Annotated in this window: 16 protein-coding genes and 3 pseudogenes; 12 read left to right on the top strand and 7 right to left on the bottom strand. The window is 73.5% G+C overall.

The features are described 5' to 3' along the window. The first annotated feature begins 112 nt into the window (after positions 1-112). From rhaI to ACZ64A_RS05040, 8 genes are all read left to right on the top strand, one after another. Positions 113-1,273: an L-rhamnose isomerase gene (gene rhaI, locus ACZ64A_RS05075; RefSeq protein WP_469808277.1), complete on the top strand. Its 1,161-nt coding sequence runs from the start codon at positions 113-115 to the stop codon at positions 1,271-1,273. A gap of 140 nt (positions 1,274-1,413) precedes the next feature. Continuing rightward, a complete protein-coding gene (locus ACZ64A_RS05070; protein WP_469808276.1) occupies positions 1,414-3,453 on the top strand; it encodes a bifunctional aldolase/short-chain dehydrogenase in 2,040 nt (679 codons plus the stop codon). After that, entirely contained in the window at positions 3,450-4,898 is a 1,449-nt protein-coding gene (locus ACZ64A_RS05065; RefSeq protein ID WP_469808275.1) for a rhamnulokinase, read from the top strand. Before ACZ64A_RS05070 ends, ACZ64A_RS05065 begins: the two co-directional genes overlap by 4 nt. 72 nt (positions 4,899-4,970) lie before the next feature. Beyond that, positions 4,971-5,726 carry a (Fe-S)-binding protein gene (locus ACZ64A_RS05060; RefSeq protein WP_469808273.1) on the top strand — a complete coding sequence of 252 codons (756 nt, stop codon included), beginning with the start codon at positions 4,971-4,973 and terminating at the stop codon, positions 5,724-5,726. Then, complete coding sequence (locus tag ACZ64A_RS05055) at positions 5,723-7,213, top strand: lactate utilization protein B (protein WP_469808272.1); 1,491 nt, start codon at positions 5,723-5,725, stop codon at positions 7,211-7,213. The genes ACZ64A_RS05060 and ACZ64A_RS05055 overlap by 4 nt, the downstream gene beginning before the upstream one ends. Next, entirely contained in the window at positions 7,210-7,854 is a 645-nt protein-coding gene (locus tag ACZ64A_RS05050) for a LutC/YkgG family protein (RefSeq protein WP_469808271.1), read from the top strand. Before ACZ64A_RS05055 ends, ACZ64A_RS05050 begins: the two co-directional genes overlap by 4 nt. 298 nt (positions 7,855-8,152) lie before the next feature. After that, positions 8,153-9,010, top strand: coding sequence for an AAA family ATPase (locus ACZ64A_RS05045; RefSeq protein WP_469809061.1), 858 nt, complete (start codon positions 8,153-8,155; stop codon positions 9,008-9,010). Next, positions 9,007-10,374 (top strand): vWA domain-containing protein, encoded by a 1,368-nt coding sequence (locus tag ACZ64A_RS05040; protein ID WP_469808270.1) that lies wholly within the window; start codon positions 9,007-9,009, stop codon positions 10,372-10,374. The genes ACZ64A_RS05045 and ACZ64A_RS05040 overlap by 4 nt, the downstream gene beginning before the upstream one ends. 22 nt (positions 10,375-10,396) lie before the next feature. On the opposite strand, the gene ACZ64A_RS05035 is transcribed toward ACZ64A_RS05040, so the two are convergent. The 5 genes and pseudogenes from ACZ64A_RS05035 to ACZ64A_RS05015 all read right to left on the bottom strand — a co-directional run bounded on the left by ACZ64A_RS05035 (position 10,397) and on the right by ACZ64A_RS05015 (position 13,669). Then, a complete protein-coding gene (locus tag ACZ64A_RS05035; protein ID WP_469808269.1) occupies positions 10,397-10,753 on the bottom strand; it encodes a cupin domain-containing protein in 357 nt (118 codons plus the stop codon). Positions 10,754-10,919: 166 nt separating this feature from the next. Next, positions 10,920-11,891: a pyridoxal-phosphate dependent enzyme gene (locus tag ACZ64A_RS05030; protein ID WP_469808268.1), complete on the bottom strand. Its 972-nt coding sequence runs from the start codon at positions 11,889-11,891 to the stop codon at positions 10,920-10,922. Further along, positions 11,888-12,559, bottom strand: a complete 672-nt coding sequence (locus tag ACZ64A_RS05025; protein WP_469808267.1) for a helix-turn-helix transcriptional regulator — start codon at positions 12,557-12,559, stop codon at positions 11,888-11,890. Before ACZ64A_RS05025 ends, ACZ64A_RS05030 begins: the two co-directional genes overlap by 4 nt. Before the next feature lie 94 nt (positions 12,560-12,653). Continuing rightward, the gene (locus ACZ64A_RS05020) at positions 12,654-13,079 is read right to left on the bottom strand and encodes a CBS domain-containing protein (protein ID WP_469808266.1); all 426 of its coding nucleotides are present in this window, start codon (positions 13,077-13,079) and stop codon (positions 12,654-12,656) included. A gap of 138 nt (positions 13,080-13,217) precedes the next feature. Beyond that, positions 13,218-13,669 (bottom strand): annotated as a pseudogene (locus ACZ64A_RS05015) (flavodoxin family protein). 92 nt (positions 13,670-13,761) lie between these two features. Between ACZ64A_RS05015 and ACZ64A_RS05010 the strand changes: the two are divergent. Together ACZ64A_RS05010 and ACZ64A_RS05005 are read left to right on the top strand one after the other, a co-directional pair. Beyond that, complete coding sequence (locus ACZ64A_RS05010; RefSeq protein ID WP_469808264.1) at positions 13,762-14,214, top strand: YbhB/YbcL family Raf kinase inhibitor-like protein; 453 nt, start codon at positions 13,762-13,764, stop codon at positions 14,212-14,214. 50 nt (positions 14,215-14,264) lie between these two features. After that, positions 14,265-15,143 carry an SDR family oxidoreductase gene (locus ACZ64A_RS05005; RefSeq protein WP_469808263.1) on the top strand — a complete coding sequence of 293 codons (879 nt, stop codon included), beginning with the start codon at positions 14,265-14,267 and terminating at the stop codon, positions 15,141-15,143. Positions 15,144-15,276: 133 nt separating this feature from the next. On the opposite strand, the gene ACZ64A_RS05000 is transcribed toward ACZ64A_RS05005, so the two are convergent. After that, positions 15,277-15,945, bottom strand: a complete 669-nt coding sequence (locus ACZ64A_RS05000; RefSeq protein WP_469808261.1) for a dienelactone hydrolase family protein — start codon at positions 15,943-15,945, stop codon at positions 15,277-15,279. A 166-nt stretch (positions 15,946-16,111) separates the two neighbouring features. Here ACZ64A_RS05000 and ACZ64A_RS04995 point away from each other — a divergent pair. After that, positions 16,112-16,303: pseudogene (locus tag ACZ64A_RS04995) on the top strand (hypothetical protein); the annotation flags it as partial. Between the two features lie 186 nt (positions 16,304-16,489). Then, the gene (locus ACZ64A_RS04990) at positions 16,490-17,068 is read left to right on the top strand and encodes a DUF6069 family protein (RefSeq protein ID WP_469808260.1); all 579 of its coding nucleotides are present in this window, start codon (positions 16,490-16,492) and stop codon (positions 17,066-17,068) included. A gap of 107 nt (positions 17,069-17,175) precedes the next feature. On the opposite strand, the pseudogene ACZ64A_RS04985 reads toward ACZ64A_RS04990, so the two are convergent. Then, a pseudogene (locus ACZ64A_RS04985) lies at positions 17,176-17,845 on the bottom strand (alpha/beta fold hydrolase). Between the last annotated feature and the right edge of the window lie 14 nt (positions 17,846-17,859).

Raw genomic sequence — 17,859 nt, 5'->3', positions numbered from 1 at the left:
ACACGCTTCCGGGCGGCTCATAGCTTCGCTGTCTGAATCGTTTCACCGATGGCGTAGTGGGATGCCGTCGCATCGATACCCCTGATTCACCGATGCCACCAGGAGTCCGGAAGTGACCGACCTCGCCGCGGTGAAGGCCGCGCTCAAGTCCCAGGCCGTCGAGACGCCGTCATGGGCGTACGGGAACTCCGGCACCCGCTTCAAGGTGTTCGCCCAGGCGGGAGTACCCCGTGACCCGTTCGAGAAGCTGGACGACGCGGCCCAGGTGCACGCGGTCACCGGTGTCGCGCCGACGGTGGCGCTGCACATCCCCTGGGACAAGGTCGACGACTACGCGGCGCTGGCCAAGCACGCGCAGGAGCGCGGGCTGACGCTGGGCGCGGTCAACTCCAACACCTTCCAGGACGACGACTACAAGCTCGGCAGCATCTGCCATCCGGACGCCGCGGTGCGCCGCAAGGCCGTCGACCACCTGCTGGAGTGCGTCGACATCATGGACGCGACGGGCTCGGCCGACCTAAAGCTGTGGTTCGCGGACGGCACGAACTATCCCGGCCAGGACGACATCCGCGCCCGGCAGGACCGGCTCGCCGAGGGGCTGGCCGAGGTGTACGAGCGGCTGGGCGAAGGGCAGCGGATGCTGCTGGAGTACAAGCTGTTCGAGCCGGCCTTCTACACGACGGACGTGCCGGACTGGGGAACGGCGTACGCGCACTGTCTGCGACTGGGCGAGAAGGCCCAGGTCGTCGTCGACACGGGACACCACGCACCGGGCACGAACATCGAGTTCATCGTCGCGACCCTGCTGCGCGAGGGGAAGCTCGGCGGGTTCGACTTCAATTCGCGCTTCTACGCCGACGACGACCTGATGGTGGGGGCGGCCGATCCGTTCCAGCTGTTCCGGATCATGTACGAGGTCGTACGCGGCGGCGGGTTCACCTCCGAGGTGGCGTTCATGCTCGACCAGTGCCACAACATCGAGGCCAAGATCCCGGCGATCGTCCGTTCGGTGATGAACGTTCAGGAGGCGACGGCGAAGGCGCTGCTGGTCGACCGGGCGGCGTTGGCTTCGGCTCAGGCCGCCGGGGACGTGCTCGGCGCCAATGCCGTGCTGATGGACGCGTTCAACACCGACGTACGGCCGTTGCTGCGGGAGGTGCGGGAGGAGATGGGGCTGGACCCCGAGCCGCTTGCCGCGTATGCCCGTTCCGGGTGGGCGGAGAAGATCGTGGCTGAGCGGGTTGGTGGGCAGCAGGCCGGTTGGGGGGCGTGAGCGTCTGCCGGGATCTGTCGTCTTCGGGGTGCCGGCCGGTTCGTGGCTGGTCGCGCCCGCGAGGCGGAGCCGCACATCACCTACAGCCCCGCGCCCCTTCAGGGCGTTTCCCTCCCCTCGTTGCAAAGGACTGGACGTTCATGACCACCCATCCCGAAGCCGCCGCTCTCCTCGCCCGTTCCCATCGGCTCGGCTCCGATCCCCGGAACACCAACTACGCCGGCGGCAACACGTCCGCCAAGGGCACCGCCACCGATCCCGTCACCGGTGAGGACGTCGAGCTGATGTGGGTGAAGGGGTCGGGTGGCGACCTCGGCACGCTCACCGAGAGCGGGCTCGCCGTGTTGCGGCTCGACCGGTTGCGGGCGCTCGCCGGGGTGTATCCCGGTGTGGAGCGTGAGGACGAGATGGTCGCCGCGTTCGACTACTGCCTGCACGGCAAGGGCGGGGCCGCCCCGTCGATCGACACGGCCATGCACGGACTCGTCGACGCCCCGCACGTCGATCATCTGCACCCCGACTCCGGTATCGCGCTGGCGTGCGCCGCCGACGGGGAGAAGCTGACCGCCGAGTGCTTCGGCGACACCGTGGTGTGGGTGCCGTGGCGGCGGCCCGGGTTCCAGCTGGGGCTGGACATCGCCGCGATCAAGGAGGCCCACCCGCAGGCCGTCGGCTGTGTCCTCGGCGGGCACGGGATCACGGCGTGGGGTGACACGTCCGAGGAGTGCGAGGCCAACTCGCTGCACATCATCCGTACCGCGGAGAAGTTCCTCACCGAGCGGGGCGTGGCCGAGCCGTTCGGGCCGGTAATGGCCGGGTACGAGGCGCTGCCCGAGGGTGAGCGCCGGGAGCGGGCGGCGGCGCTGGCGCCGTATGTCCGGGCCGTCGCCTCGCAGGACCGTGCGCAGGCCGGGCACTTCACCGACTCCGACGTCGTCCTCGACTTCCTGGCGCGGGCCGAGCATCCGCGGCTGGCCGCGCTCGGCACCTCGTGCCCGGACCACTTCCTGCGGACCAAGGTGCGGCCGCTGGTGCTGGATCTGCCGCCGACCGCGCCCCTTCAGGAGGCGGTCGACCGGCTGAAGGAGCTGCACGCCGCCTACCGCGAGGAGTACGCCGCCTACTACGAGCGGCACGCCACCGCCGACTCCCCCGCGATGCGCGGCGCGGACCCGGCGATCGTGCTGGTGCCGGGCGTCGGCATGTTCTCCTTCGGCAAGGACAAGCAGACCGCGCGGGTGGCCGGCGAGTTCTACGTCAACGCCGTCAACGTGATGCGCGGCGCCGAGGCGGTCTCCACGTACGCGCCGATCGAGGAGTCGGAGAAGTTCCGCATCGAGTACTGGGCGCTGGAGGAGGCCAAGCTCCGGCGGATGCCGGAGCCCAGGCCGCTGGCGACCCGGGTGGCGCTGGTGACCGGGGCCGGCAGCGGGATCGGGAAGGCGATCGCGCACCGGCTGGCCGCCGAGGGCGCGTGTGTCGTCGTCGCCGATCTCGACGGGGAGAACGCCGCCAAGGTCGCCGAGGAGCTGGGCGGGCCGGACCGGGCCGTCGCCGTCACCGTGGACGTCACGGACGAGGAGCAGATCGCCGCCTCCTTCCGCGAGGCCCTTCTCGCCTTCGGCGGGGTCGACCTGGTGGTGAACAACGCCGGGATCTCCATCTCCAAGCCGCTGCTGGAGACGACCGCGCAGGACTGGGACCTGCAGCACGCCATCATGGCCCGCGGTTCCTTCCTTGTCTCGCGGGAGGCCGCCCGGGTGATGATCGCGCAGGGGCTCGGCGGTGACATCGTCTGCATCGCGTCCAAGAACGCAGTCTTCGCCGGGCCGAACAACATCGCCTACTCCGCCACCAAGGCCGACCAGGCCCACCAGGTGCGGCTGCTGGCCGCCGAGCTGGGCGAGCACGGGATCCGGGTCAACGGCGTCAACCCCGACGGTGTGGTGCGCGGCTCCGGCATCTTCGCCGGCGGCTGGGGCGCCCAGCGGGCCGCGGTGTACGGGGTGGAGGAGGAGGAGCTGGGCGAGTTCTACGCCCAGCGCACCCTTCTCAAGCGGGAGGTGCTGCCCGAGCATGTGGCGAACGCCGTCTTCGCGCTCACCGGCGGCGACCTGACCCACACCACCGGCCTGCACATCCCGGTCGACGCCGGCGTCGCCGCCGCCTTCCTGCGATGAGCGGGCGCGTGAAGACGTACGCCGCGGTCGATCTCGGCGCCTCCAGCGGGCGGGTGATGACCGGACGGGTCGGCCCGGACGCGCTGGAGCTGACCGAGGCGCACCGCTTCCCCAACCGGCCCGTGCACACGCCCGAGGGGCTGCGCTGGGACATCCTCGCGCTGTACGCCGGGGTGCTGGACGGGCTGCGGGCGGCCGGCCGGGTCGACTCCGTCGGCATCGACGGCTGGGCCGTCGACCACGGCCTGCTGGACGCCGACGGGGCGCTGCTGGGCAACCCGGTGCACTACCGTGACCAGCGCACCGAGGCAGTCGCGGAGAAGGTGTGGGCGACGGTCCCGGCGGCCGAGCTGTACGCGGCGACCGGCATCCAGTACGCGCCGTTCAACACGCTCTACCAGCTTTCGGCGGCGGCCGGCACCGCCCAGTTCGCGCTCGCCGAACGGCTGCTGCTCATCCCCGACCTGCTGACGTACTGGCTGACCGGACAGCAGGGCACCGAGCTGACCAACGCCTCCACCACCCAGCTGATCGATCCCCGGACGCGGTCGTGGGCGTACGGGATCGCCGACCGGCTCGGGATCGACCTGGGGCTGTTCGCGCCGCTGCGGCAGCCCGGTGACCCGGCGGGCGTGCTGCGGGACGAGGTGCTGCGGGAGACGGGGCTCGGCGGGCCGGTGCCGGTGACGGCGGTCGGCTCGCACGACACCGCCTCGGCGGTGGCCGCGGTGCCGGCGACGGACGAGCGGTTCGCCTACATCTGTACCGGCACCTGGTCGCTGGCCGGCGTGGAGCTGACCGCGCCGGTGCTGACCGAGGAGAGCCGGGCCGCCAACTTCACCAACGAGCTCGGGCTGGACGGCACGGTCCGCTATCTGCGCAACATCATGGGGCTGTGGCTGCTCCAGGAGTGCCGGCGGGCCTGGGGCGAGCGGGATCTGGGCACGCTGCTGCGGGAGGCGGCCGCGGCGCCGGCGCTGCGGTCGGTGGTCGACGCCGGGGACGCGGCGTTCCTGGCGCCGGGCCGGATGCCGGAGCGGATCGCCGAGGCCTGCCGGGCGTCCGGTCAGCCGGTGCCCGGCACCCCCGGGGAGATCACGCGCTGCATCCTGGACTCCCTGGCGCTCGCCCACCGGCGGGCCGTTCAGGACGCGCAGCGGCTCGCCGGGCATCCGGTGGACGTGGTCCACGTGGTCGGCGGCGGCACCCGCAACGCGCTGCTGTGCCAGCTGACCGCCGACGCCTGCGGCCTGCCCGTGGTGGCGGGGCCGACGGAGGCCGCCGCGTTCGGCAACGTCCTCGTGCAGGCCCGGGCGCACGGGCTGGTCGGCGATCTGCCCGGCATGCGGCGTCTGCTGGTGCGCACCCAGCCGCTGACGCGGTACGAGCCGCGCGGTGACGCGGGGCGCTGGCGGGCGGCCGAGGCGCGGCTCACCGCACGGTGAGCCGGGTCTCCCCCGGCCACCGGGGCGCCGACTACCCTGCACTGGTCCGATGATCGATTCCAAGGAGCCGCGATGCGTGTCGCCCTGTTCCTGACCTGCGTCAACGACACGCTCTATCCGGACACCGGCCGGGCGGTGGTGCGCCTGCTGAACAGGCTGGGCGTCGACGTGGACTTCCCCGCCGGGCAGACGTGCTGCGGGCAGGCGCACTACAACACCGGCTACCGGCACGAGGCGGAGCCGCTGGCCCGGCGCTACGCCGAGGTCTTCCGCGACTACGACGCCGTCGTGACGCCGTCGGGGTCGTGCGGGGCGATGGTGCGGGAGCTGTATCCGCGCATGGGTGAGCGGGCCCGCGACGAGGGGCGCGGGAACGCGCTGGCCGAGGCGGTGGCGCCGGTCGTGCCGAAGACGTACGAGCTGACGGAGTTCCTGGTGGACGTGCTCGGCGTGACCGACGTCGGCGCCTGGTACCCGCACACCGTCACCTATCACCCGACGTGTCACGGGCTGCGCTCCCTGAGGCTCGGCGACCGGCCGCGGCGGCTGCTGGAGGCGGTCAAGGGGCTGGAGTTGGTGGAGTTGCCGGGCGCCGAGGAGTGCTGCGGGTTCGGCGGCACGTTCGCGGTGAAGAACGCCGACGTCTCGGCGGCGATGGGCGTGGACAAGGTCCGCAACGCCGAGTCCACGGGCGCACAGGTGCTGTGCGCGGCCGACAACTCCTGTCTGATGCACATCGGCGGGACCATGGCCCGGCTGAAGGCGGGCATGCGGCCGGTGCACATCGCGGAGATCCTGGCGAGCACCGAGGAGGAGCCGGCGGTATGAGCGGCACGTATCTGGGGATGCCCGCGTTTCCCCCGCCCTTCCCGGAAGCCGCGCGCGAGGCGGTGAACAACGCGACCCTGCGCGGGAATCTGCGGCACGCCACCCACACCATCCGCGCCAAGCGGGCCAAGGCGGTCGCCGAGGTCTCCGACTGGGCGGCGCTGCGGGAGGCCGGCAAGCGGATCAAGGACCACACGCTGCGTCACCTCGACCGGTACCTCCTGCAGTTGGAGGAGTCCGTGACAGCGGCGGGCGGCGTCGTGCACTGGGCGGCCGACGCCGAGGAGGCCAACCGGATCGTCACCGAACTGGTCAAGGCGACCGGTGAGTCGGAGGTCGTCAAGGTCAAGTCGATGGCCACGCAGGAGATCGGGCTGAACGAGGCGCTCGAGGCGGAGGGCATCCGCGCCTACGAGACCGATCTCGCCGAGCTGATCGTGCAGTTGGGCCACGACCGGCCGTCGCACATCCTGGTCCCGGCGATCCACCGCAACCGGGGCGAGATCCGGGACATCTTCCGCTCGGAGATGGCCGGCTGGGGCCGCCCGGCTCCCGACGATCTGACCGACACGCCCGCCGAACTCGCCGAGGCGGCGCGGCTGCATCTGCGGGAGAAGTTCCTGCGGGCCAAGGTCGGCATCTCCGGCGCGAACTTCATGGTCGCCGAGACGGGCACGCTGGTCGTGGTGGAGTCCGAGGGCAACGGGCGGATGTGCCTGACCCTGCCCGAGACGCTGATCTCGGTCGTCGGCATCGAGAAGATCGTGCCTGCCTGGCGGGACCTGGAGGTGTTCCTGCAGACCCTGCCGCGCTCCTCCACGGCCGAGCGCATGAACCCGTACACGTCGACCTGGACGGGGACGACGGACGGCGACGGCCCGCGGACGTTCCACCTGGTGCTGCTCGACAACGGCCGCACCGACACCCTCGCCGACCGGGTCGGACGCCAGGCACTGCGCTGCATCCGCTGCTCGGCGTGCCTCAACGTCTGCCCGGTGTACGAGCGGGCGGGCGGACACGCCTACGGGTCGGTCTACCCCGGCCCGATCGGCGCGATCCTCAGCCCCCAACTGCGGGGTACGGGAAGCGAGATCGACGCCTCGCTGCCGTACGCGTCGTCCCTGTGCGGGGCGTGCTACGAGGTGTGCCCGGTGGCGATCGACATCCCCGAGGTGCTGGTGCATCTGCGGGAACGCGTCGTCGAGGGCGGACCTGTGGTGCGCGACGGCAACAAGGTGGTGCTCAGGCCCGCCAAGGGGCACGCTGCCGAGCGGGCCGCGATGCGTGCGGCGCGCTGGGCCTTCACGCATCCCGGTGCACTGGGCGCCGGACAGCGGCTGGCCTCGCGCACCCGCCGCTTCCATCCCCGCGCCCTGCCGGGGCCCGGCCGGGCGTGGACGGGCAGCCGGGATCTGCCGGCGGTGCCGGCGGAACCGTTCAGGGACTGGTGGCAGCGCACCCACGGCGGGAAGGACGGGGCGAAGTGAGCGGCAGCAGGGAACGGATTCTGGGCCGGGTGCGGCGGGCCCTGGCGGATGTGCCGGCGGACGACCTCGCGTACGAGCGGGCGGTGCCCCGGGACTATCTGCGCGAGCACGGGGAGCGGACCGTCGAGCAGACGGTGGAGCTGCTGGCGGAGAACCTGGCGGACTACCGGGCGATCGTGCACCGTACGACCGACGAGGAGCTGCCGTATCTGATCATGCGGCTGCTGGCCGAGCGCGGATCCGGCTCGGTCCTGGTGCCGCCGGGACTGCCGCCGGAGTGGATGTCGGCCGCCGATGCGACGCGGGTGCACGACCGTGCGGTGAGCACCCCGCACGAGCTGGACCGGGTCGGCAGCGTGGTCACCGGGTGCGCGGTGGCGATCGCCGAGACCGGCACGATCGTCCTCGACGGCTCTCCCGACCAGGGGCGGCGCCGGATCACCCTGGTCCCCGATCACCACATCTGTGTCGTCCGGGTGCCGGAGCAGGTCGTCTCCTCGGTGCCGCAGGCACTCGGACGCCTCGACCCGGCCCGGCCGCTGACCTGGATCTCCGGCCCGTCGGCGACGAGCGACATCGAACTCGACCGCGTCGAGGGCGTCCACGGCCCGCGCACCCTGGAGGCGGTCCTCGTCGGCTGAGCCACCCTCGACCACCCCGGCCGCCCCGGCCGCCTCCGGCCGTCGCCCGGCCATCCCCCGGCCGCCGGGGGGCTGGGGCCGCCCCCCCCGCCGCCGGGGGGGCATCGCCCGGCCGTCCCTCGGCCGCCCCCCGGCCGCCTCCGGCCGTCGCCCGGCCGCCCCTCGGCCATCCCCCGGGCCGCCCCGGGGCCACCCCGGCCCCCGAGGCCGTCGCCCCGGCCGGCCGTGACAGGTGGGTGAACAAGCGCTTAGATAGGTGGCGTACGCCGCTCAGTCCGCGACCGCACCGGAGGCGCAGTTGTTCACGTCCGTCGACGATGTCTCCGCCCGTCTCGCCGAGACCGGCTACCTCGCCTCCCCGGCCGTGGCCACGACCGTCTTCCTCGCCGCGCGACTGGGCAAGCCGCTGCTGGTGGAGGGGCCCGCCGGGGTCGGCAAGACGGAGCTGGCCAAGGCCGTCGCCGAGGCCGCCGCGGCCCGGCTGGTGCGGTTGCAGTGCTACGAGGGCGTCGACGAGTCCCGGGCGCTGTACGAGTGGAACCACGCGAAGCAGCTGCTGCGGATCAGCGCCGGCCGCGACGAGACCTGGGACGAGACGCGCACGGACATCTTCAGCGAGGAGTTCCTGCTCTCCCGGCCGCTGCTCACCGCGATCCGCGGCGAGGAGCCGAAGGTGCTGCTGATCGACGAGATGGACAAGGCCGACGTCGAGGTGGAGGGGCTGCTGCTGGAGGTGCTCAGCGACTTCCAGGTGACCGTGCCCGAGCTGGGCACGATCACGGCGACGCGCCGCCCGTTCGTGGTGGTCACCTCCAACGCCTCCCGTGAGCTGTCGGAGGCGCTGCGCCGGCGCTGTCTGTTCCTGCACATCGGCTTCCCCGAGCAGGAGCTGGAGCGGCGCATCGTCCGGCTGAAGGTGCCGGACCTCGACACGGCACTGGCGGAGTCGGTGGTCCGGGTGGTCGGCGCGCTGCGGGCGATGGACCTGCGCAAGGTGCCGTCGGTCGCGGAGACCATCGACTGGGCGCGCACCCTGCTGGCGCTCGGCGCGGACAGCCTCGGCGAGACGGTGGTCCACGACACCCTCGGCGTGCTGCTCAAGCACCAGGACGACGTTTTGAAGGCGGCGGCCAAGCTGGACCTGGACGCCGTATGACGCTGCCGGCCGAGCAGGACGACGTCACGGCACGGCTGACCGGGTTCGTCGCCGCGCTGCGGGCGCACGGGGTGCGGATCGGCACCGGGGAGAGCGTGGACGCGGCGCGGGCCGTCCGCGCGCTGGGCCTGGCCGACCGGGAGCTGCTGCGGGAGGGGCTGGCCGCCACACTGCTGCACGGCGCGGGCCAGCGGCAGGTGTTCGACCCGGTCTTCGACCTGTACTTCCCGCGCGCGGTCGGCGGGCCCGGGCAGGAGCCGGCCGGGCGGGAGGACCTGCGCCGGCGGCTCGCGGCGGCCCTGGCCGCGGGCGACACCGAGGCCATGGGCCGGCTGGCCGTGGAGGCCGTCGACGCCCTGGGCGGATACGGGAATTCGCCCGGCTCGGACGGCTTCTCCTCGTACCAGACCCTGGAGCGGCTGCGGCCGCAGACGCTGCTCGCGCCGGTGCGGGAGCAGGTGCGGGCGCGGGGCGGGGGCGGCGGGTTCACCGGCCGGCTGCTGGAGGACGAGATCCGCCGTCGTATCGACGCCTTCCGTGCGCTGGTCGCGGCGGAGGCACGGCGACGGGTGGCGGAGCGGCGCGGCCGGGACGAGATCGCCCGGCGGGCGGTGGCCCCGACGGTGGACCGGGTCGACTTCCTGTACGCGGGCCGGGAGCAACTGGCCGAGCTGCGGCGGACGGTGCAGCCACTGGCCCGCAAGCTGGCGACCCGGCTCGCCGCGCGCCGGCGCCGGGCCGCGCGCGGCACGATCGATCTGCGGCGCACCCTGCGCGGTTCGCTGTCCACGGGCGGGGTGCCCATGCGGCCGGTGCTGCGCCGGCGCCGGCCCGCACGGCCGGAACTGGTGCTGCTGTGCGATGTGTCGGGGTCGGTGTCCGGGTTCTCGGACTTCACGATGCTGCTCGTGCAGGCGCTGCACGACCAGTTCGGCAAGGTGCGGGTGTTCGCGTTCGTCAACCGGGTCGACGAGGTGACCGGGCTGCTGGTGCGCGGCGCCGCCGACGCCGAGGGCCTCAGCGGGCGCATCCGCGCCGAGGCCACGCTGACCGGCTGGCACGGCAGCAGCGACTACGGCGTGGCACTGGGCGAGTTCGCCGAGCGGTACGGCGCCGCGGTGGGCCCCAGGACCACGGTGTTCGTGCTGGGGGACGCCCGCACCAACATGAGCGACCCGAACCTGCCGGCGCTGCGGCAGATCGCCGGGCAGGCCCGCCGGGTGTACTGGCTGAATCCCGAGCCGCTCGCCCAGTGGGGCACCGGTGATTCGGCCGCACCGGTGTACGCGGAGGTCGTCGAGATGCACGAGTGCCGCACCGTGCGGCAGTTGAGCGCGCTGGTGGGGCGTCTGCTCCCGGTGTGACGCCCCACCGGCCGACGTCGCCTCACTTCTTGGCGTACTCCTTGGCCATCTGGCCCTCGAAGTCGTAGGCGACGCACTGCTCGTCGCCCACGACCCAGGCGTCGTGTCCGGGCGAGCACACGAAGACGTCACCCGGACCGAGTTCGCTCTCGGTGCCGTCGTCCATGCGGATGCACATCCGTCCCTGGACGATGTAGCCGTTGTGGTTCACCTGGCAGCTCTCGGTGCCCGCGATCGGCCCCACCGACTCCGACCAGCGCCATCCGGGTTCGAACGTCGCGATGGCGAAGTCGCACCCGGTCAGATGGACGGCTTCGATGTGACCCTTGGGGAAATCGCGCCGCTCGTCCGGCTTGTCGAGCGTCTTGGCCTCCAGCATGACGCTCCTCCCTTCCCGCCGCGCCGCGCGCGGCCGGGGCCGGTCTCGTCCCCCTGCGGACGCAGGTGTGAGCGGCGGGGCCGGGCCCCGTACAGCCATCGTCCGCCCGTCCGCGCGCGACCGCCATTCGGGTGAACACCCCCCGGTTCTTTGGCCTGCGGGCCGCTCAGCCCTCTCCGCGGACGATCCGGGAGAAGCGTTCGGTGTCGACGTTTCCGCCGGAAAGGATCAGCCCGACGCGCCCCGTGGGGGTCCCGGTCCGGCCGGCCAGCAGGGCGGCGAGCGGGGTGGCGCCGCTCGGCTCAAGGACGATCTTGAGCCGTTCGAAGGCGAATACCATCGCCTGCCGGATCTCGTCGTCCGTGACCAGGGCGATGTCGTCCACGAGCCGCCGGTTGACGGAGAACGTCAGCTCACCGGGCGTGGGGAGGGCCTGACCGTCGGCGAGGGTGCGCGGCACCGGGATCTCGATGCGCCGGCCGGCCGCGAGGGACCGCTTGGTGTCGTCGCCGGCCTCGGGTTCCACGCCGATCATGCGGATACCGGGGCACAGGCCGGTGGCGGCGGTGGCGCTGCCGGCCATCAGTCCGCCGCCACCGACCGGGACCACCAGGGCGTCCAGCTCTCCGGCCTCCTCCAGGAGTTCGAGGGCGGCCGTGCCCTGCCCGGCCATGACGTGCGGGTGCTCGTAGGGCGGGATGAGCGTCAGGCCGCGCTCGGCGGCCAGCGCCTGCGCGAGGGCGACCCGGTCGCCGGTGTAGCGGTCGTACGTCACGATCTCGGCGCCGTAGCCTTCCGTGGCCGCCCGCTTGGACGGCGGGGCGTCCTCGGGCATGACGATCACGGCGGTGGTGCCGAGTTCGCGGGCGGCGAGGGCGACGGCCTGGGCGTGGTTGCCGGAGGAGTAGGCGGCGATGCCCCGCTGGAGTTGCCCGGGGGTGAGCCGGGAGGCGGCGTTGTAGGCGCCGCGGAACTTGAAGGCGCCCACGCGCTGGAAGTTCTCGCACTTGAGGAAGACCTCGGCGCCGACGCGCGCGTCGAGGGTGCGCGAGCGCAGGACGGGGGTGCGGTGGGCGACGCCCTTGATCCGCTCGGCGGCGTCGCGGACGTCGTCGAGGGTGATCGGCGCGCTCGTCATGTGCGGTCTCCGTTCGGGGTGCGGGACTGGGCGAGATAGCTGTAGGCCGAGGCGCGGGAGATCCCTAGGCGGCCGGCGACCTGCTCGACCGCGCGGCGCACGGCGAAGACGCCCTGGTCGTCCAGGCTGCGGAACAACGCGAGCCGGCGGGAACGGTCCAGCCCGGCCCAGGTCCGGTCCTGGCGGCGCAGATGGGCGTCGACGATCGCGTCGACCACGGAGTCGATGTCGTCGCCGAAGGTGGTGACCGGCGGTTCGGACGCGCCGCCCGCGGCCCCGGCGAGCGCCCCGAGCAGGGCGTGCGCCCGGTCGACTGCGGTGACGTCGAGGTTGACGCACAGGGCTCCGAAGACGGCGCCGGCGGAGTCGCGGAGCACGATCGTGGAGGACTTGAGGCGGGTGCCGTCGGCGGTGCGGGTGACGTAGTTCAGGTCGTCGCCGGCCTCGTCGCCGCGGGCCAGGACCCGCATGCCGATCTCGCTCATCGCGCCGCCGACCGCCCGTCCGGTGACCGATCCGGCCACGGCGACGACCGACTTCTCCGGCTCCCGGTAGTCGTGCAGCACGACCTCGCACACCGGGCCGAAGGTGGCCGCGATCCCGTGCACCACCGGCACCAGGGCGGCGAGGATCGCGTCGCGCTCGGCCTCCTGGGAGGTCGGTGTCATCGATGCGCTCCCTTGGATTGTGCGTCCAGCCGTTGGACGCACAATCCAAGCAGAGGGCGGAGGCCGGGGCAAGACCCGGGCGCGCCGCCCTCACTCAGTGGTTGGGGGTCGCCGCGCTGATCTCGGCCAGGGCCGTCGTGGAGTCCTCCAGCGTGGCGAGGTCGCCGAGGCTGACCATGCCGACCGGGCAGCCCCCGTGTTCGACGACCGGGAGGCGGCGTACGGCGTGCTCGCGCATGAGCTCGATCGCGTGGTCGGTGGTGTCGGTGGGCGCCACGGTCACCATGGGCGGCCGGCTGCACACCTTCCCGACGGCCGTGGTGTGCGGGTCGAAGCCGTCGGCGACGGCACGGATCACGATGTCGCGGTCGGTGAGGACGCCGAACAGGTCGCAGTCGTAGGCGACGAGGACGTCACCCACGTCCTGTTCGCGCATCACCCGGGCGGCCCGCTCCAGGGTGGTCATCGGTTCGACCGCGACCGCGCCGGGGTGCATCACGTCACGAATGAGCCGGCTCATGGGGTACCTCCCATGCCCGCGGAACGCTGACTGCTTGCAGCGTAGCCCGAACGGCCGACGGCAAACCGGACGGACGGGCGCCCGCGGGAAACCCCCTTCGGACCGGGGCCGGACACCTCCCGGCCCCACGGGCCGGGGTCACTCCATGAGGCCGGCCGCCAGGGTGGCCCCCAGCTCCCAGCACGCCTCGATGTCGGCCTTGGCGGGCTCACCCGTCACCGTCACCGGCTCGGCGGCGCGGCGCCAGCCCAGGCCGGTCGTGATCGCGTCGAGAGCCCGCAGCGCACCCGTCACGTCGTTGCCGCCGTGCACCCAAGCGCCGAACGGCCGGCCGCGGGTGGCGTCCAGGCACGGGTAGTAGATCTGGTCGAAGAAATGCTTCAGGGCCCCGGAGATGTAGCGAGGTTGGCCGGGGTGCCGAGCACGCAGGCGTCGGCCTCCAGCACGTCCGAGGCGGTCGCGGCGAGCGCCGGACGCCGTACGACCCGGACGCCCTCGATCTCCGGGGCGGTCGCGCCGGAGACGACGGCCTCGAAGAGCGCCTGGCAGTTCGGGGACGGCGTGTGATGGACGATCAGCAAGGTGGCCACGGCCCCCCACCCTGCCGGGACGCCCCCGCCGCACGCAACCCGCGCACCCCCGGCCCCCGCATGCACGAGGGTCGCACGGGTACTCCGGCCGCATGGCCGGTATCGAACTGAGAAGCAGCGCGTTCAACGACCATGCCGTGATCCCGCGCCGTTACGCCCTGGAAGGCGAGAACGTCTCCCCTCCGCTGGCCTGGTCCGGTGTGCCGGAGGGCACGGCGGAACTGGTGCTGCTGTGCGAGGACCCGGACGCCCCGTCGGGCACGTTCGTGCACTGGGTCGTCGTCGGCGTCGACCCGGGCAGCACGGGCGCGGAGACGGGCAGCGGCCCGCCCGGCGGCACCGAACTCGTCAACGGCTACGGCAGGCGCGGCTGGGGCGGCCCGCATCCGCCGCCCGGCGACGAGGCGCACCGGTACTTCTTCCGCCTGTACGCCCTCGGCGAGCCGTGCGCCCTGCCCGACGCGCCCTCGGCCGAGCAGGTGCACGAGGCGATGGAGAAACAGCAGCTCGCGAGCGGCACCCTGGTGGGCCTCTACCAGCGGTGACCGGCACGCGGACCCCCGTAAGGCGTGAGGAACGTCGAGAAAGGCCGATCGTGAACGAACCCCAGCACCCCGCCGAGCAGCACCCGCAGCCCGAATTCCCCGCCCAGGACCAGCCGCACCCCGGCTGGACCGGCCCCATGGACCCGCCGCCCGACCACGGTGAGGAGTCCTACCGGGGCAGCGGACGGCTGACGGACCGCAAGGCCCTGATCACCGGCGGCGACTCCGGTATCGGCCGTGCGGTCGCCCTCGCGTTCGCCCGCGAGGGTGCCGACGTGCTGTTCACCCATCTCGACAGCGAGAAGGACGAGGCGGCCGAGACCGTCCGCCTGGTGGAGCAGGCGGGCCGCCGGGCGGTCGCGGTGCCGGCGGACATCCGCGAGGAGGACACCTGCCGGGCACTGGTCGACCGGGCGGTGCAGGAGTTCGGCAGGATCGACGTCCTGGTGAACAACGCCGCCTACCAGATGTCCCAGCCGGACGGCATCGAGGCGATCTCCACCGAGCAGTTCGACCGGGTCATGCGCACGAACCTGTACGGCATGTTCTGGCTGACGAAGTTCGCCGTGCCGCACATCCCCGAGGGCGGCAGCGTCATCAACAGCGCCTCGGTGCAGGCGTACAAGCCGAGTCCGCATCTGCTGGACTACGCGATGACCAAGGGCGCCATCGTCACGTTCACGCAGGGCCTCGCGCAGATGCTGATCGACCGGGGCATCCGGGTCAACGCCGTGGCGCCGGGGCCGGTGTGGACGCCGCTGATCCCGGCGACGCTGCCGGACACGGCCGAGTTCGGCAAGCAGGCGCCGATCGGACGGCCCGCCCAGCCCGCCGAGATGGCGCCCGCGTACGTGTTCCTCGCCTCGCAGGAGGCGTCGTACATCACGGCGGAGATCGTCAACGCGACGGGCGGCACGCCACTGCCGTGAGCGCCACTGCCCCGGGCGTCCGGGACGGGGCTGTCCTCAGCCGTCCCGGACGCCCGGACGCCGCTGTGTTCGGCGCGTCGGACGCCTGGACGCCACTCTGCCCAGCGTGTCGGACGCCGGGTCGCCGCTGTGTTCAGCCGTTGCGGACGCGTCCGGCGGCCTCCAGTCGGTCGACGCACCACCGGCGGGCCGTGTCGGCGACCTCCTCCAGGGTGCCGGGCTCCTCGAAGAGATGCGTGGCGCCGGGCACGACGTGCAGGGTGTGCGGACCGGCCAGCTCGCGCGCGGCTGCCTCGTTGAGCCGCAGCACCTCCGTGTCCCGGCCGCCGACCAGCAGCAGGACCGGCGCGCGTACGGCACGCAGCGCGTCGCCCGCCAGATCGGGACGGCCGCCGCGGGAGACGACCGTCAGGACCCGCTCGGGCCGCCGGGCCGCCGCGACGAGCGCCGCCGCCGCGCCCGTGCTGGCGCCGAACAGCGCCACGGGCAGCTCGCCGGTCGACGCCTCCCGGCCGAGCCAGTCGAGGGCGGCCGAGAGCCGCGCACCGAGCAGAGCGATGTCGAAGCGGTGCTCGGCGGTGATCCGGTCGCGCTCGTCCTCCTCCTCGGTGAGCAGATCGACCAGCAGCGTGGCCAAGGCCGCCTCGCGCAGCCGCTCGGCGACCATCCGGTTGCGCGGGCTGTGGCGCGAGCTGCCGCTGCCGTGCGCGAACAGCACCACGGCCCGGGCGCCGTCCGGCACCACGAGGTCCCCGGTGAGCCGGGCGCCGTCGGCGGGCACCCGGACGGTTCGGGTGGTCATGGCCACTCCTCCCCTCGAAGGGGTCGTCTGCGCCTGCCGCAGTACCCCCGGACGGGGGCGGTCAGACACCGCCGTGCCGCCGCCTAGCAGCCGCCCCCCGCCCGCAGCAGCGCCTCGCGCGCCCGAGTGACGTCCGGGTCGTCGCCGACGCCGGGGCGCTGAACCAGGAAGCAGTCCCGTCGAGGACCTGGCGGTCGACACCGGCTGCGGCCGGCTCCTGACCGAGGCGCTCGCCGCCGGCCCACCGCTCGGTGTGGTCTGCCACGGCCCACCGCTCGGTGTGGTCTGCCACAGCCCGGCGGCGCTGCCGGCGGCCCGGTCGGCGGACGGCACCAACGCCTTCGCCGGCTACCGGGTGGCCGCCCTCGGCAGCCGGGGGCCACGCGCCCGGGTCTCCGGCCCGCCCAAGGCCAGGGCCCGCCCAAGGCCAGGGCCCGTCCGGGTGAACCGTGGTCTGCCGGGCCGCCCCGACATGCGGCCGGGGCGCCGGGGCTCTTGACTGAGGGCAGCGAAGCCCCGGCAGCAGCACGGCAGGAGGTCACGCATGGAGACATCCGACCCGCCCGAGAACGCCCCCCGGCCGGCCCAGGACTCCCCGCAGTCGGCCCAGGGGGCGCACGCCACCACTGCCTCACCCACCCCTCCCCCTCGCCCGCAGACGGCGCCCTCCGTCGGCGGCTCTCCCCCGCCCGCGCGGCCCGCACCGGGGCTGAACGCCGGGCGGCTGTGGGCCGGCGGGGTGATGGCGGCCGGCGTGGCCGGGCTCTCGGCCGTCGCGGCGCTGCTGGTGGTGCGCGGGGTGCTGGGGGTCGCGCTGTTCGTGCCCCGGGGCGACGACGTGATGCAGAGCGCCTCCACGGGGATGCTGGCGGCCGGCTCCGCCGTGGCCGCGCTGGCCGCGACCGGCCTGGTCCATGTCCTCGTGCTGACCGTCAAGCGTCCCGGCCGCCTGTTCACCTGGCTGGTCGTGACGGGCACGGCGGCGGCCGTGCTGCTGCCGTTCACGACGGCCGCGAGCACCGGCGCCCGCCTCGGCACCGCCGCGGTGCACCTGGCCGTCGGCGCCACGATCGGCTCCCTGCTGTCGGCGGTCGGCCGGGGAGCGGTACGCCGCGGGTGGTGACCACAGCCGTGTGCGCCCCGCCCAGCACCTGACAACAAGGCCGACCACCGGCCCCCCGCCTCGCGCCGGTCCACCCACACGTCGCGCCGGTCCGACCTGCCGCGCGCCTACGCCGCCATGTCGAGGAACGCCGTCACGCGGTGTACGAACCACTCCGGGTCGTCGAGCCAGGGGTAGTGCCCGGCGCCGGGCTGTACGGCGGCCTCCGCCTTCGGGAAGGCTTCGGCGGCCTGGCGGACCAGCGCCGGGGTGGGGCGAAGAAGAACGCCACGTCGGCGTCGTACTCCCGCTCCCCCGCCGGCCAGGCGCGCAGCGCAGCGAACGCCTCTTCGAAGCCTGGGCGGCCCTGCCGCAGCCGGGCGGCGGCCAGCCTGTCCTCGGCGCTCGCCCGCAGGCCCAGGGGCCGCAGGGCGGTGGTGATCAGTGCGAGCCGGGTCAGCCGGTACGGGTGGCGGGCCGCGTACAGGGCGGCGAGGCTGCCGAGTGGCCGAGGAGGTCCATCCGGTCCAGGCCGAGATGGACCCGCAGCGCCTCGGCGTCGTCCACCAGCCGGTCGCAGCGGTACGTCGCCGGGTCGGCCGGTGCCGCCGAGCCGCCGGTGCCGCGCAGGTCCAGCAGGACCAGACGGCGGTGCCGGGCGAGGCCGCCCAGGTCGCCCAGGTCGCCCAGGTAAGCGGAGGCCCGCTTGGGGCCGCCGGGCACGACGAGGGGGTCGCCGGAACCGCGCTCGTGGTAGGCCAGTTCGGTTCCGTCGGCGGTGGTCAGGATCGGCGTGATCGAGAGTCTTGCCC

Source organism: Streptomyces sp. NPDC104814, assembly GCF_055583185.1.
The sequence above is the reverse complement of the archived record's forward strand: the minus strand, read 5'-3'. Positions and strand labels throughout refer to the sequence as shown.